Raw genomic sequence first — 15,494 nt, forward strand, 5'->3', positions numbered from 1 at the left:
TATATCAGGAGGAAAAAATAATGAGTAAGTACAACAAAATTTTAGGAAGTATCATGGGCGCTGCCGTAGGGGATGCCATGGGAGCCGCAACAGAGACCCGGAGCGCCGAAAGGATCAAAGAGGACTTCGGGGGCTATGTGGATAAAATCATCACCCCGCCTTCAGACTGCTTTGCACGGGGATACGATGCCGGCACGGTCACGGACGACTTCAGCCTTGCTTATTTTACGGCAAAGGAACTGGTGGCTTCCAAGGGCAATGTGGATGCGGAGGCAGCCAAAAGAGCACTTTTCACCTGGGCCTCCTATCCTCAATTCTTCCGGTTTGCCGGCCCCACCACGGAAGCCGCCATCAAGAAACTGAAAGGCGAGGAAACCGTGAATCCCAAAGCCTATATTGCCGCTGATAATTTAAGGGCCACCAATGGGTCCGGCATGAAGATATTCCCGGTAGGCCTGATTAATCCGGGCAATCTGGACAAGGCCGTTCAGGATACCATAACCATCTGTATGCCCACACACAACAATAACGTGGCCATCTCCGGCGCAGCAGCCATATCGGCGGCCGTTGCAAAGGCAATGGAGGACAACGCCACCCTGGAGGATGTGATTGAAGCAGGAATCTACGGGGCCCATAAGGGCTTTGAGGACAGTTCAAGAATTGCCCACAGGCTGGCCACCCCGTCCGTGGAAAAGAGAATCGGCCTTGCAGTGGAAATCGGCAGGAAGGGCGCTGACTGGGAGGGCGCCATGCTTGAATTAAGGAATATCATAGGCGCGGGGCTGATGGCAACCGAAGCCATCCCATGTGTATTCGGCATTCTTGCAGCCACGCCCGGCGACCCCATGTCAGCCATTAAAATGGGTGTTAATATCGGTGACGACACGGATACGGTTGCTACCATGGTAGGCGCTGTTGCGGGCGCGCTTTACGGAATGGGCAACATACCAGACGAGTATATATCTTTGATTAATAAAGTAAATGACTTTGACCTCGAAGGACTGGCACGTGATATTGAAAGGGAGTTTTATTGATGGCCTGTAATACGGAACCTGACAGCAGATATGTCATTGCCATTGGCGCAGCCGCCCTGGACGAGTACTATACAGCGGATACCTGGCCGTCAGAAGGCGGCAAGGCAATGGTGGACTATAAGGAAGATATGATTGGGGGCATGATTCCCAATGCAGCCTGTGTATTTGCAGGATACGGCGTCCATACATATCTGGTGGACACACTGAAAAACAACAGCAAAAAGACGGATATGATTGTCAGTGACTTAAAGGCCCACGGTGTGAAGACAGGACTGCTCCGCTACCAGGATGATATCCCGGACGCCAGGACCATCATCATACTGACCCACAGGGAGCGTACCATACTGGTAGTTGAACCCCACAAGCCTTTACTCGATATAAAAGCCTGTGAACTGGACATATTCAGAAAAGCATCCTACATCTACACAACTCCTGTTGAACTTAAAAACATCAGGAACTACATGGAATTCGTGGATGACATGAAAAACCACCACGTGAAGCTGGCCTTTGATATTGAAGCCTCAACCGTGGATGCCTGCGACAAAGAACTGATTTATAAGGGTGATGTTCTTTTCTTTAATGAATTCGGGTTTGAAAAAATAAAGGGAAACCGCGGTGAAGAGGAAGCATTTTCAGAAATGTTTGAAAACGGTGTGGAAATAGCTACCATCACCCTGGGAGAAAAGGGAAGCTTTACAGCCACAAAAAACGAAACCTTCCGGACACCTGCCGTCAAACAGCAGGTCGTTGACACAACCGGTGCAGGGGATACGTTCAACAGTTCATTCATCACCTATCTCCTTATGGGAAAAAGCATACGGGAGGCAGCCCTGTTCGCCAATGCCGCGGGAGGTTATTCTGTTACGCAATATGGGCCCAAGGGCGGTGTCAATGATTTAAGCTTTATAGAAGAACTGGTAACCAGGTACTATCAGGACAATGGAAGGAAAATGCTATGGGACAGGAAATCCTAAAGACAAAGGGGATTACGAAAAGCTTCTTTGGCAATGAAGTCTTAAAGGGCGTGGACCTCGATGTACTGAGCGGTGAGGTCCATGGACTTGTAGGCGAGAATGGCGCCGGTAAATCAACACTGATGAAAATCATAACCGGTGTCTATACAAAAAACAGCGGACAGATTTTCCTTGATGGCAGGGAGGTTGATTTTTCCGACCCGGGCAAGGCGCGGCTTGCAGGTGTTTCCATCATACATCAGGAATTTAACCAGTTTTCCAATCTGTCTGTTGCAGAAAATATTTTCCTGGACAGGAAAGAATACCGCAATTCCCTCGGGTTTGTCAACTGGAAAAAAATGAGGGATGATGCCAAGAAGGTTCTTGGGGATCTGGGCGCTTCCTTTGATGTGGAAATGCCGGAACGGCTTCTGTCCGTGCGGGAACAGCAGCTGGTGGAAATAGCTAAGGCTGTTTCATCCAACTGCCGCGTCCTTATTATGGACGAGCCCACGGCCGCCCTGCCGGAGAACGAGGTAGGTAAGCTGTTTGAAGTCATCCGGGTGCTGAAGGAAAAGGGGGTTGCGGTCATCTATATCTCCCACAGGATGAAGGAAATCGAACAGATCTGTGACCGTGTGACCGTGCTGCGGGATGGGAAAAAGGTCAGCACCCTGGAAATGGAAGCTGGCCGGATTGACGAAGTCATTTCCCAGATGATAGGAAAAAGCATCACCAACTATTACACCCACTCCCAGCGCACGGCCGGCGAAGCAATCCTTGAGGTAAGGAACCTGAGCGGACACGGGGTCCATGACGTATCCCTGGAACTGCACCGCGGGGAAGTCCTCGGGCTCTACGGCCTTGCAGGGTCCGGCGCTACTGAGACAGCGGAAATGATTATGGGCCTTTTGCGGCCATTGCAGGGCAGCGTGTTTATGGGCGGCAAAAAACTTCTGATGAAAAACATCAACGAATCCATGAATGCGGGAATCGGATATGTTCCGTCTGACAGAAGGCAGGAAGGAATCATTGTAAATATGCCAATCAGCCAGAACACCATCCTGGCCAACCTGGATTCCTATGACGGCAGGGTCATGCTCAACTACAAAAAGATAGAGACCCGTGTGGCGGCTGCCATTGAAAGCCTGAAGATTAAATGTGTGTCATCTTCCCAGGAAGTCATGCGGCTTTCAGGCGGAAACCAGCAGAAGGTGGTCCTGGCAAAATGGCTGGACAGGAATCCCCAGGTGCTGATTTTAAACGAGCCCACAAGAGGTGTGGACGTGGGCGCCAAAAGTGAGATTTACAGACTGATTGACGACCTTGCAAACAACAATCTGGCAATTTTATTCATATCCTCCGAACTTCCGGAAGTCATGGGGGTAAGCGACACCATCACGGTCATGTGCAGGGGCCATATTACCGGCAGCTTCACAAAAGCTGAAATCGGACAGGATACTTTGCTGAAAGCGGCATCAGGGCGTATTTAGGGGAGGAAACCACATGGATAAGGCTAAAATATTGAAGATTGTGAAAAGACAGGAGTTTATCGTTGCGGCTTTCTCACTGCTGGTATTCATCTTCTTTTCCCTGTTTTCAGACAACTTCTACACTCCCACCAACCTGAGGCTGATCCTGCAGCAGTATGCGGTAAACGGCATCTGTGTTCTGGGAATATCAATTGTAATCATCCTTAATGGCATTGACCTTTCTGCAGGGGCAATCCTTGCCATGGCCGGGGCAGTATCCGGCACCATGGTAAAATCAGGCGTCCCCGTGATTCTTTGTATACTGGCAGGCGTGGCGCTGGGCATGCTGTTCAGCTTTATCAATGCGCTTATCATAACAAAATGCAGGGTTCCTGCCATCGTTACCACCATTGCCACCAATTACCTGTTCCGCGGGCTGATTGTGGTCATAACCGGAGGATACTGGGTGAACCAGTTTCCCAAAGCATTCACCAGGATTGGCGCCGGCAGGCTGTTTGGCATATCAAACCTGTTCTGGATGGCAATGCTCCTGCTGATTGTGATGACCGTGTTCATGAAATATTTCAACACAGGCAGGAAGATATACGCGGTGGGCACCAATCCCCAGGGAGCCGACTTAAGCGGCATCAGTTCCGACAGGATACAGCTTATTGGCTATACCATCTGCGGCGCCCTTATCGGCTTTGCCGGGGTCATGTATGCATCCTCCTATGGGGCAATCAACCCGTCATCCACAGGCACCACCCTTGGGACCACGGTTCTGGCAGCCGCCCTTGCCGGCGGTGTGAACTTTGGCGGAAAGGGCACCCTGCTGGGCGGGGCCATCGGCATGCTGATGATTACTATCATCAACAACGGGCTTATCCAGATTAAGGTATCGGAATACTGGGTTGACGCAATTACAGGAGCCATTATCCTGATTGCCCTGGTACTCAATGTCCTCAACGCCCGCGAGAAAAGAAAGGGGGATAACTGATGGGGGCAGTAAACTCTATTGTTACAGGCATAAAGAATTACTCCAAAAAGGATGGCAATAAAAACATTGTCCTGCTGGCTGTATATCTCATCATCCAGACCAGTGTATTTGCCATGCTGACTCCATTCTTCATCACCGCGGCCAACTTCCAGAACCTGATGCGCCAGACCGCGGAACTGGGGATGGTGACAATCCCTCTTGCAATCATACTGATGACAGGCAATATCGACCTGTCCATCGGTTCCGTGATGGGAGTCTGCGCCATCTCCCTGGCCAGGCTGTTAAAGACCGGCATGAACATCTGGCTGGCAGTACTGATAACCATATTAATCGGAGCCGCAATCGGAAGCCTTAACGGTTTCCTGGTGGCCAGGATGCATCTGGCCGGCATTGTGGCAACCCTTGGAACACAGGTCATGTTAAGAGGCGTGTGCAACATCCTCACCGGCGGCAGGCCGGTAAGCGGCCTTCCCCAGCAGTTCCTGTCCTGTGCAAATATCCGGATCCTGGGTATGCCTGTCAGCTTTATTTTCATGGTGGTTATCTTCATGATAGCAATCTTCATCATGCAGAAAACCAGCTTTGGCATACGGGTACATGCCATTGGATATAATCCCAAGACCAGTGTCTATTCAGGGCTTGGGTCCGACAAGATTAAGTTCATCATGTTTACCCTGTCCGGCGCGGTTGCCGCCATTGCAGCGGCCTTCATGCTGATGAGGTTTGCCAGCGCTGAGTCTAAATTTGCCAGCGGTTATGACACCGACACCCTTACATCCCTTCTGATTGGAGGAATCAGCATTGCCGGCGGTTCCGGCAACATGATCGGCGCGCTCCTGGGATTCATAACCATTGCAACCCTGAGGAACGGTCTGAACCATCTGGGAGTATCCGCAATCTTCCAGACCGTCATCCTTGGAGTACTTATCATAGTATCTGCTGTTAACTTTAAAAAGAAAAACTAATTAACCTATCATAAGGAGGTACAACATGAAAAAAAGACATTTAGCAACAATGACAGCCATGGTACTCGCAGGTGCGCTCCTGGCGGGATGCAGCAGCGGGACAGCTGCCACCGAAGCAGCCAAAGCCCCCCAGTCTTCCCAGGCCGGAACCGAAAAAGGGACTGAAGATACGGCGGCTTCCGATACCCAGGACGGCAGCGGGGCTTCCGAAATAAACAGGAAGCTGTTCTTCTGCCCAAAAAGCGTGGGCTTTGACTACTGGACCTCCGCTGAAAAGGGTATTATGGAAGCAGCCAAAACCCTTGGCTATGATGCTGTGTTTAACGGTCCTGCGACCACGGACTCAGCCCAGCAGATCAGCATGATCCAGGATATGCTGGCACAGGGCATCGGCGGTCTGGCAATTGCCCCCAATGATGCGGAGGCAATCAGTGCAACTATTAAAGAGGCACAGGACAAGGGTGTCAATACCATCACCTTTGACACAGACGCCCCCAACTCTACCAGGTCTTACCTTGTATGCCCGGATTCCGACTACTCCATGGGACAGGAACTGGGGAAAATGATTGCTGAGGAAATGGGGCAGGAAGGACAGCTGGCATTCATGGTCGCTTCCTTCAGCGCCGAAAATCAGGTGTCCAAGGTGGAAGGCGCAACCGATTATCTGAAAGAGAACTGCCCTGATATTGAAATCGTGACCACGGTCAACTCAGACGATGACAACGAGACCGCCTTTGCCAATGCACAGACCCTGCTGACCACCTATCCTGATTTAAAGGGCATCCTGGGATTTGCAGGCGCAGAAGCCCCTCAGGCAGCAGAGGCGATTACACAGGCCATCAGCAACGGTGAAGTGAAGGAAGGACAGATTGCAGTCACAGGCATCGGATTCCCAAATCAGTGCCGTCCCTACATAAAGAGCGGCGTGTTAAAACAGGTCCTCAGCTGGAACCCCACGGAAACAGGTAAGGTGGCCTGCTATGTGCTTGCAGCCATGGCGGAAGGAAAACCCATTGACGCCACCTTTACAATCGAAGGAGTTGACCTAAAAATCGAGGACGGAACCAAAGTATATCACGGCTGTATCCTGCTGACCCCTGAAAACATTGATGAATATGACTATTCATAAAGGAGTGCCCTATGAAAACAATCAAGGCTGAACGGATTACCAAAGATAATTTTGCGCCTTACGGAAGATATTACAATGTATTTGAGGAACGCAAAACAGAAAGTGAAGATTTTACAGCATATATGCTCAGGGAACTCCATACAGATGAACCCATGAACTTTGGCATTACCATCTGTAAGGCAGGGGACTTTGACAGCATCAGCATGGAGCGCCATTTCCTCACCGAAGAACCCCAGTTCTGCGGCGATGGCGACATGGTCCTGACCGTGGCGGACAGCGACCCCGAAAACGCTCCTAAGGCCGGGGATGTGAAAGCATTCATCTTGAAACCGGGAGACCTTGCGGTCCTGGCAAAGGGCATCTGGCACGATGCAAACCACGGAATTGACAAGGACACCATGTATTATTTCATGGCCACCAACAAAGCGCCGGATTCAAGGGAAACCGAATGGGTCCAGGTCAGCCCCGAACCGGTACATGTTCTCGTACACCAAGGAGGCGCCATATGAAAATAAAAGCAGTTCCGGTAAACAGCACGAATTTTAAGCCTTTTGGGACATATTACAAAGTAATGGACGGCGCTCCCAGGACAGGGACCGGTGGCTGGAAGGCCTGGATGACCCCGGGCGTATGTATGGATGATGTGGCCCACTTTGGTTTTACCATGGTAAAGGGAATGCCCTTTACAGTTGACACTATGGAACGCCACACAAAAACAACAGAGCTGATTGTATGCGGGGACAGGCCCCTTGTACTGGCAGTCGCGGATTCAGACCCTCAGGGACATGCCAAGGCCCAGGATATAAAGGCATTCATCGTCTCCCCCGGAGAGCTGGTCGTGATGGACCGGGGAATCTGGCATGATGCATGCAGATGTGCGGACGGCGATTCCTGTTACTACTATTTCCTTTCCCTTGAAACAGATGAAAAGGCGGTATTCCAGCCCGTGGAAGGCGGCTGCGTAGATGTCATCCTTTAACCGGGCCCTGCAGCACAGAATACTGAGAGGATACTACATATGGATACATTTTCACGGGTTGAAACCTGGATAGATGAAAATAAGGGACTGGCAGTAGACTTCCTGCAGCAGTTAATAAGGATACCGAGTATTAATCCATGGTTTTCTGACTATAAGGAATATACCACGGAAAAAGAGGTCCAGGAGTTTATTGCCAGGAACCTGAAAGAACTGGGATTTGACGTCCGGCTCTGGGAAACAGATGCCGGCCTGCTTAAGGATTACAAGGGTTACCCCGGCTATTATGAAGGGCGCCCCATGCATGACAGGCCCATCCTCTATGCCTGTTACCAGGGAACCGGCAACGGCCGCTCCCTGCTCCTGACAGGACACGCCGATGTGGTAAAGACCGGCGAAGGCTGGACCCGGGACCCGTTTGAAGGCGCTATTGAAGGAAACCGGATGTATGGGCGTGGTACCGTTGACATGAAAGGCGGTATTGCAGCCATGATCATGGCTGCAAGGGCTGTTATCGAGTGCAGGATTGAACTTAGGGGAGACATCCAGATAAACACGGTGCCGGATGAAGAGGCAGGCGGAATGGGAAGCCTGGATTATGTACACAGGGGAATCCATTCCGACGGCGCCATCATGACAGAGCCCACTAACCTTGAAATCGGTCCCATGTGCCGGGGCATACTGTGGGGCAAAATCACAATCCCCGGCAGGGCAGGACATATTGAGATGGCACAGTCCCATTGGTCACAGGGCGGTTGTGTGGACGCCGTAAAACTCCTGCAGCTTTATCTGAATGCAATTGACAACTTCAACCGGTACTGGGCTGCCAGGAAAACCCACCCTCTCATGAAGATTCCCTGCCAGCTTCTGGTGGCAGGCGTGCATGCAGGGGAATATCCGTCAGCCTACGCAGGAAGCGCTGAAATCATCTTCGACGCCCAGTACCTGCCCCAAGATCTGGATGAACGATACCGGGGAAGCCGGATAAAAAAGGAAATCGAGGACTTTGTGGATAAGGTGGCTGACACCGATGAATGGCTCAGGGAAAACAGGCCCCATGTACAGTGGCTTCTGGACGCGGACTGCGCTGAGACGCCTGCAGACGGGGCGTTCGTAAAAGCCATGGCCGATGGCGCGGGAAGAGTCCAGTCCCCGGTCGTTATAAACGGTTTAGGCGCCCATTCAGACATGGGCTGGTACGTACATCAGGGGATTCCCACCATCAATTTCGGCCCAGGCTCCCCTCTTATTGCCCATCAGGCAGACGAATACATCGAACTGGACCAATACATCACCAGTATTAAAATGCTTGCAGCAATGATCATCAATTGGTGTAAATAACCCCCTGCCCTTTCCGGATGTTAAAAAATACGGAAGGGCAGGGCAGAAAAGAGGTGTAAAATGGTAAAACGCATCCTGCTTGCAGGAGAATCATGGATGAGCTATACAACCCACGTAAAGGGGGCTGACGCTTTCTATACATCAGTATATGAAACAGGCGAAAAGTACCTGAAGGCAGCGCTGGAAGAAGGAGGGTATGAATTTACCTTCCTGCCCAACCATCTTGCCACAGAGGAATTTCCATTTACCATGGATGGACTGAGGCAATATGACCTTATCATACTATCGGATATAGGCGCCAACACGCTGCTCCTGCCCACCCTTACCTTTACCAGGAGCCAAATCCAGCCCAACCGGTGCAGCCTTATAAAGAATTACGTGCTTGAGGGAGGGGCGCTCTTAATGATTGGAGGCTATCTTACATTTTCCGGCGTGGATGCCAAGGGAAAATGGCAGGATACCCCTGTCCAGGACGTACTCCCTGTCCGGATCCTTCCAACGGACGACCGGATGGAACACTGCGAGGGTGTCCGCCCGGTCAAGGCGGCGGACCATGCAGTCTTAGACGGGATTGACACGGAATGGCCGCTTATACTGGGCTACAACAAAACCATTGCCAAACCGGAAGCAGTCATCCCGGTCAAGGTTGAGGACAACCCCTTTATCGCGCTTGGCGAATATGGAAAAGGGCGTTCTGCTGCTTTTACAACGGATTGTTCTCCTCACTGGGCCCCTCCTGGGTTCTGCCAATGGCCCGGGTACGGGAAAATCTTCTGTAATCTGGCAAAATGGCTCACGGACAGATAAAAACAGTGTATAAATAATGGGATTGGATCCGGCAGTCACGCATACCATACGTACGCCTGCCGGATTCAATCCCGTTATCTGTCCATCCCCCGTCTGTACTTCCTAATTACGCTCCATATGCGTATCCTGATGCGCTCCACAGCAGCCACCGCTGCTGCAGCCGGAACAGCCGGAGCATCCCTTGCCCGCCTTCTTATCCTTTATCATCTTGCGCACCACCGCGCCTACAGCCACGGCCAATATAAGTAATATTACAAAGGTTGGAAGATTCATATCCATTCTCCTTTCCGTCTGGTCTGTTATCCGCCCCCGGCCGCCCGGAAAAACATCTGTGCAGCCGTTAAAACGCTTTTGGTTAGGTATTTCTAACTTTATACTCAGATTAGCACTTTCTAACTCTCTTGTCAATCGTTTTTTTATATGTTACACTTAAGGATAATCAGCTGGTGCCGCCTTGCGGCATCAGACAAAACTACGGGGGTGTTTACGCATTGAAGATACAGGAGTCAGCAGAAAATTATCTGGAAACCATACTAATGCTTGGCAGGAAGAAGCCCTATGTACGTTCCATTGATATTGCCAATGAATTGAATTTCTCCAAGCCAAGTGTCAGTGTGGCCATGAAAAACCTGCGTGAGAACGGATATATCCTGGTTGATGAGCATGGATATATCACCCTTACCGCAGCGGGCCAGTCCATTGCGGATACCATGTACGAACGGCATACCATGCTTTCCAACTGGCTTATTTATCTTGGCGTGGACGCCAGGACAGCGGCCGAGGACGCATGCCGCATGGAGCATGTACTGAGCGCAGACACGTTCGAGGCAATTAAGCGCCATATTACCCAGGGGCACGAACTGCCGGAGGATATTTAGCGGATACGGTTTTTGCAGCCCATCCGCAGATAATACAGCATACCAAGCAAGGAGGACAATGCCATGATAAAAGATCTTGTTGCCAGCTGCCGTTCCTACCGGAGGTTTTATGAGGAGGAGCGCATACCTTATGAGGAACTGAAGGATATGGTGGATACTGCCAGGATTACAGGCAGCGCAGCCAATTCCCAGGCATTAAAGTATAAAATCATCTGCCGCAGGGAAGAATGCGCCCGGATTTTCCCAACCATCGGATGGGCTGCTGCCTTAACGGATTGGGACGGACCGGCGCCAGGTGAACGGCCCAGCGCATATATCATCATGGTCTGCGACCTTTCCATCGGGAAGAACCGGCAGTGGGATGAAGGCATCACGGCCCAGACCATCATGCTCAGCGCCGTGGAAAAGGGTTACGGAGGCTGTATCATTGGAAACTGCCGCCGCGCCGAGCTTTTAAAGCTTCTGGACCTGAACCCGGAACAGTATTTTGTCAGCCTGGTCCTGGCCCTTGGAAAGCCAAAAGAAGAGGTTGTGCTGGTTCCGCTGGGCGAGGATGGCAGCACCACCTATTACAGGGACAATAACCAGATTCACTATGTACCAAAACGCAGCCTGGATGATATCCTGATTTAGCTGCATGGTCAGGAGGAAACATCATCTCCCACCAACTATCATCCGGACCATCTTATCAAAAAAGTGCGCGCATTGCAAAGCCCTGCTTTTTGCTTCACAATACACGCACTTCCCTGTCATACTATTTTAGTGACAAAGCCCTCATTGCATTAAGGATTGCTATTACAGACACGCCCACGTCCGCAAACACGGCCTCCCACATGTTTGCCATTCCAAAGGCTCCCATCAAAAGTACGATGGCCTTGACTCCCAATGCAAAAATGATGTTCTGTTTGACAATCGACATGGTCCTGCGGGATATGCGGACCACATCCGATATCTTGGACGGGTCATCGTCCATAAGGACAATATCCGCTGCTTCAATGGCTGCATCGGAACCCATGCTTCCCATGGCAATCCCTATGTCGGCCCTGGAGAGCACCGGAGCGTCATTGATGCCGTCCCCTACAAATGCCAGCTTATCTTTACCGTGAAGGCCTGCCAGAAGTTCTTCCACCTTGGCCACCTTCCCATCGGGCAGAAGCTCTGCATGAACCTCATCCAGTCCCAGACGGGCTGCAACTGCCTCGCCAACCTCCTTCTTGTCACCGGTCAGCATGACGGTCCTTCTGACGCCTACCTTCTTAAGGTCACGGATGGCTTTATATGCCTCTTCCTTGATTGTATCCGAAATCACGATGGAACCTTTAAACACACCGTCCTGCGCCACATAAACCACGGTGCCGATGCTCGGGCACTCCTTGTAGTCCACCTGCATTTCCTTCATCAGCTTACTGTTTCCTGCCAGGACCACATGACCGTCTATGACTGCCTTAACCCCATGACCGGAAATCTCCTCCGTGTCAGACACCCGGTTCATGTCAACGGCGCTGCCCCAGGCATCCTTGATTGAGCGTGAAATAGGGTGGTCGGAATAGCTTTCCGCCAGGGCCGCCAGTTCCAGAAGGCCGGCAGTTTCCCCGGACAGGTCATCGGCCCCTGTATTTCCGGCAGATATATTCCCGGCAGGCACCGTTCCTGCAGGTGCATTCCCGCCAGATACACCCCTATCCGCCAAATGAATCTCCGTCACCTTAAACTCACCCTTTGTCAGGGTGCCTGTCTTGTCAAATACAATGGTATCCATCTGGGACAATGCTTCCAGATAATTGCTTCCCTTAACCAGCACGCCTCTTCTGGACGCAGCGCCGATTCCTGAGAAAAAGCTCATGGGCACGGATATGACAAGGGCGCAGGGACAGGAGATCACAAGAAAGGTACATGCCCTTCTTATGCCCTCGGCCCATGACTGCCCCAGCATCAGGGGCGGAAGGACTGCCAGTACCACGGCGGCAATCACAACAATAGGCGTATAATACCGGGCAAAACGGGTGATGAAATTCTCCACCTGCGCTTTCTTACTGCTGGCATTCTCCACCAGCTCCAGGATCTTGGCAACCGTGGAATCATCAAATTCCTTTGTGACCTGTACCCTGAGCAGCCCGCTCCCGTTGACACAGCCGCTGATGACATCGTCACCCACGCCGGCCTTCCTTGGGACCGACTCCCCGGTAAGGGCCGAGGTATCCACCATGGAATCCCCAAATACCACCCTGCCGTCCAGAGGAATCCTCTCCCCGGCTTTTACCACGATGATATCGCCCACCTCCACGTCATCCGGGTCCACCTGCTTAAGCTGTCCGTCCTCCTCTATGTTGGCGTATTCAGGACAGATGTCCATAAGCTCCGTGATGGACTGCCTGGAGCGGTTCACCGCATAACTCTGGAACAGTTCGCCCACCTGATAGAACAGCATGACTGCCACTGCCTCAGAATATTCCCCTATTCCGAATGCGCCAAAGGTGGCTACTGTCATGAGAAAATTCTCATCAAAAACCTGGCCGTTCTTAATGTTTCGGAATGCTTTGTATACAATATCCCAACCAATCAGCACATAGGGAACCAGATATACTGCCAGCCTGCCCCAGATACCTGGTCCTGCGGGCAGCGTACCCATATGGTCCGCCACAGCCAGAGGGATATATACAATGAATGTAGCTATGATACGGAAAAGCATTGCCTTCTGTTTCTTTGTCATAATGATTTCCTTTCCTGAACAGGCAGGGCCTGCTCCCTTTTATTAAGCGTAGGCGCCGCCTGACAGACCTTACATCTGGATGATGCAGTCCGGTTCAACCTTCCTGCACACAGCCACGACTTCCTTCATGATTTCATCGAACCTGCTTTCCTCTGCCTCGATTGTCATCTTCTGGGTCATGAAGCTTACATTGGCATCTGCCACGCCCTCAATCCTCTTGATTGCTTCCTCCATCTTAGCTGCACAGTTTGCGCAGTCCAGGTCCTGTAATTTGAATTTCTTTTTCATTATCATATCCTCCATTCATCATATTATTATAAAAATAGTTCCTATTCCTCAATGTGTTCCAGACCCTGGTTGATAATGGTCCTTACATGTCCGTCTGCCAGGGAGTAAAATACAGCTTTGCCTTCCCTGCGGCTCTTTACCAGGCGGCTCTGCTTGAGGATCTTCAGCTGATGGGAAATAGCTGACTGATTCATGTTGAGAAGCTGCGCAATGTCACACACGCACATCTCCGACTCAAAGAGCACATACAGGATCTTAATCCTGGTAGAATCGCCGAATACCTTGAATATCTCAGCCAGGTCATAGAGTTCATCTTCATCCGGCATCTTAGCCGTGACCGCCTTCACCACATCCTCATGGACCTGGTAAAAGTCACAGCACTCCACGTCATTCATTGCCATGCGGTTAACCCCCTTCTTTTTTGACATCTGTTCATATGAATGATTGTTCATATGTTTATATCTACATTATATTCATAATCCTGAAAATGTCAACCCTTTTTTATGAATCAACATGACAAGTATTTCCCATCCGCTTCCCACAGGCACCAGACAGCCTTTCAGACATATTAAAAAAGCGCACTCCATATAGAAATGCGCCTTTAACCGATGATTATATTATTTGCTGCGTTTTAAGAAAAAAGACTTCAGGACCATCCACAAGGGCACTAAATACAGATACACTGCAAATGCCAGGCTTTCTTTCGGCGCCTCCACCACTGACAGAGGGAATGCACATGCAATGCTCCAGGGAAGGAGACCGGCAATCACAATAACCGACATCTCCAGGTTTACTGCCAGCGTCTCCTTTTTTTCCGTCAGGGTCTTGGTCATTTCACAGGTAAGCATGGTTGCCAGGGTCTGATTGCAGCTGATGGCGCAGGTAATGAAGGATACCAGCACGGTCACAAAAAAAACATTGCTGCGGCTTGCCAGTCCAAGCACCCACTGTTTCAGGTTGGACAGCAGGTTGGTGGCGCTGAAAATCCCAAAATAGGCGGATGAAATTGCCACAATGGCCCCAATGCTTACCATGGACTTAAGCCCTCCCCCGTCAATCAGCGCCGCCAGCTGCAAATCCCGGGCATGATACCCCCGGACCATGACATCCATGACCTGGATGATCCCCATATCCTGATATACCACGCAGATGGCTGCTGCTGCCACGATACTGACCAGCATGGTCAGTTCCACCCTGATTCTTAACATGGAAAATAGGATGATGATTCCAGCGGGAAGCAGCGTAACAGGAGCCAGGTAAAAAGTGGAGGTAAATATCCTTGTGCTCTCCACCTCTGCGGCCCCGCTTCCCCATCCCCTGCCAAGATAGAGGTATAATGCGGCCGTAACCAGGAGCGGTACCAGCACCTGCCTTAAAACCTTTACAATAATCACATATATATCCGTATCTGTCAGTTCACACACCAGCAATGCACTGGAGGACATGGGGGAACATTGTTCCCCGAAATAAATACCCGACATGACCGCGCCGCCAATGTACACGGATGGTATATCAAGGGCCCTGCCGATACTTGCGCAGATTACCCCCATGGTGGACGCGGTCCCGAAGGAAGTGCCGGTCAGCGCAGACATCCCGCAGCAGAGCAGGAATGTAAGCACCAGATAGTATCTGGGCGCCATGGATGACGCTGAATAATACACAATACATGGTATGGTGCCGGACGCCCTCCAGACAGCGGTCAGAAAACCGATAAGTACAAATACAACAAGTATGGTCCTTGAATCCTTCACCCCTTTCCACAGCATTTTTCCAAGCTGGGAAACCGGATATTTATTGTATAAGGTATAAATACTAAAACAAGCCAGCCCTCCTATCAATGCATATATCACGGAAATATCTGTCAAGACACATCCTAGAAGCATAAGCACAAAAACCAGCAATGTAACTGCTTCTGCCATAATTGTTTCTCCTTGTTTTCCTGCT

17 protein-coding genes are annotated in these 15,494 nt (G+C 50.9%); 12 read left to right on the forward strand and 5 right to left on the reverse strand.

Features of this window, described 5'->3' with window-relative positions:
• Positions 1-20 precede the first annotated feature (20 nt).
• Genes DWX59_RS12080 through DWX59_RS12125 form a run of 10 tightly spaced genes read left to right on the forward strand, consistent with a single transcriptional unit; the run spans position 21 to position 9,674 of the window.
• Positions 21-1,034 (forward strand): ADP-ribosylglycohydrolase family protein, encoded by a 1,014-nt coding sequence (locus DWX59_RS12080; protein ID WP_117559416.1) that lies wholly within the window; start codon positions 21-23, stop codon positions 1,032-1,034.
• A complete protein-coding gene (locus DWX59_RS12085; RefSeq protein ID WP_117559418.1) occupies positions 1,034-2,008 on the forward strand; it encodes a carbohydrate kinase family protein in 975 nt (324 codons plus the stop codon). Before DWX59_RS12080 ends, DWX59_RS12085 begins: the two co-directional genes overlap by 1 nt.
• Entirely contained in the window at positions 1,990-3,480 is a 1,491-nt protein-coding gene (locus tag DWX59_RS12090) for a sugar ABC transporter ATP-binding protein (protein WP_117559420.1), read from the forward strand. Before DWX59_RS12085 ends, DWX59_RS12090 begins: the two co-directional genes overlap by 19 nt.
• Before the next feature lie 13 nt (positions 3,481-3,493).
• Complete coding sequence (locus DWX59_RS12095) at positions 3,494-4,456, forward strand: ABC transporter permease (protein WP_117559422.1); 963 nt, start codon at positions 3,494-3,496, stop codon at positions 4,454-4,456.
• Positions 4,456-5,421, forward strand: coding sequence for an ABC transporter permease (locus DWX59_RS12100; RefSeq protein ID WP_117559424.1), 966 nt, complete (start codon positions 4,456-4,458; stop codon positions 5,419-5,421). Before DWX59_RS12095 ends, DWX59_RS12100 begins: the two co-directional genes overlap by 1 nt.
• Before the next feature lie 25 nt (positions 5,422-5,446).
• Positions 5,447-6,550: an autoinducer 2 ABC transporter substrate-binding protein gene (locus DWX59_RS12105; protein ID WP_117559426.1), complete on the forward strand. Its 1,104-nt coding sequence runs from the start codon at positions 5,447-5,449 to the stop codon at positions 6,548-6,550.
• Positions 6,551-6,561: 11 nt separating this feature from the next.
• Entirely contained in the window at positions 6,562-7,059 is a 498-nt protein-coding gene (locus tag DWX59_RS12110) for an ureidoglycolate lyase (protein WP_117559428.1), read from the forward strand.
• Entirely contained in the window at positions 7,056-7,529 is a 474-nt protein-coding gene (locus DWX59_RS12115; RefSeq protein WP_166460205.1) for an ureidoglycolate lyase, read from the forward strand. The genes DWX59_RS12110 and DWX59_RS12115 overlap by 4 nt, the downstream gene beginning before the upstream one ends.
• A gap of 39 nt (positions 7,530-7,568) precedes the next feature.
• Positions 7,569-8,867, forward strand: coding sequence for a M20 family metallopeptidase (locus DWX59_RS12120; RefSeq protein ID WP_117559432.1), 1,299 nt, complete (start codon positions 7,569-7,571; stop codon positions 8,865-8,867).
• Positions 8,868-8,927: 60 nt separating this feature from the next.
• On the forward strand, positions 8,928-9,674 hold the full coding sequence (locus tag DWX59_RS12125) for a glutamine amidotransferase (protein WP_117559434.1): 747 nt from the start codon (positions 8,928-8,930) through the stop codon (positions 9,672-9,674).
• Positions 9,675-9,776: 102 nt separating this feature from the next.
• Here DWX59_RS12125 and DWX59_RS12130 read toward each other — a convergent pair whose 3' ends face one another.
• Positions 9,777-9,947 carry a FeoB-associated Cys-rich membrane protein gene (locus DWX59_RS12130; RefSeq protein ID WP_117559436.1) on the reverse strand — a complete coding sequence of 57 codons (171 nt, stop codon included), beginning with the start codon at positions 9,945-9,947 and terminating at the stop codon, positions 9,777-9,779.
• 218 nt (positions 9,948-10,165) lie between these two features.
• Between DWX59_RS12130 and DWX59_RS12135 the strand changes: the two genes are divergently transcribed.
• Complete coding sequence (locus DWX59_RS12135; protein WP_117559438.1) at positions 10,166-10,552, forward strand: metal-dependent transcriptional regulator; 387 nt, start codon at positions 10,166-10,168, stop codon at positions 10,550-10,552.
• A gap of 63 nt (positions 10,553-10,615) precedes the next feature.
• The gene (locus DWX59_RS12140) at positions 10,616-11,185 is read left to right on the forward strand and encodes a nitroreductase family protein (protein WP_117559440.1); all 570 of its coding nucleotides are present in this window, start codon (positions 10,616-10,618) and stop codon (positions 11,183-11,185) included.
• 121 nt (positions 11,186-11,306) lie between these two features.
• On the opposite strand, the gene DWX59_RS12145 is transcribed toward DWX59_RS12140, so the two are convergent.
• The 4 genes from DWX59_RS12145 to DWX59_RS12160 all read right to left on the reverse strand — a co-directional run bounded on the left by DWX59_RS12145 (position 11,307) and on the right by DWX59_RS12160 (position 15,469).
• Positions 11,307-13,262 (reverse strand): HAD-IC family P-type ATPase, encoded by a 1,956-nt coding sequence (locus DWX59_RS12145; protein WP_117559442.1) that lies wholly within the window; start codon positions 13,260-13,262, stop codon positions 11,307-11,309.
• A gap of 69 nt (positions 13,263-13,331) precedes the next feature.
• On the reverse strand, positions 13,332-13,550 hold the full coding sequence (locus DWX59_RS12150) for a cation transporter (RefSeq protein ID WP_117559444.1): 219 nt from the start codon (positions 13,548-13,550) through the stop codon (positions 13,332-13,334).
• Positions 13,551-13,591: 41 nt separating this feature from the next.
• Positions 13,592-13,951, reverse strand: coding sequence for an ArsR/SmtB family transcription factor (locus DWX59_RS12155; protein ID WP_117559446.1), 360 nt, complete (start codon positions 13,949-13,951; stop codon positions 13,592-13,594).
• Positions 13,952-14,167: 216 nt separating this feature from the next.
• Complete coding sequence (locus DWX59_RS12160; RefSeq protein WP_117559448.1) at positions 14,168-15,469, reverse strand: Na+/H+ antiporter NhaC family protein; 1,302 nt, start codon at positions 15,467-15,469, stop codon at positions 14,168-14,170.
• Positions 15,470-15,494: the final 25 nt, after the last annotated feature.

This window comes from Enterocloster aldenensis (genome assembly GCF_003434055.1).
Classification (GTDB): Bacteria; Bacillota; Clostridia; order Lachnospirales; family Lachnospiraceae; genus Enterocloster; species Enterocloster aldenensis.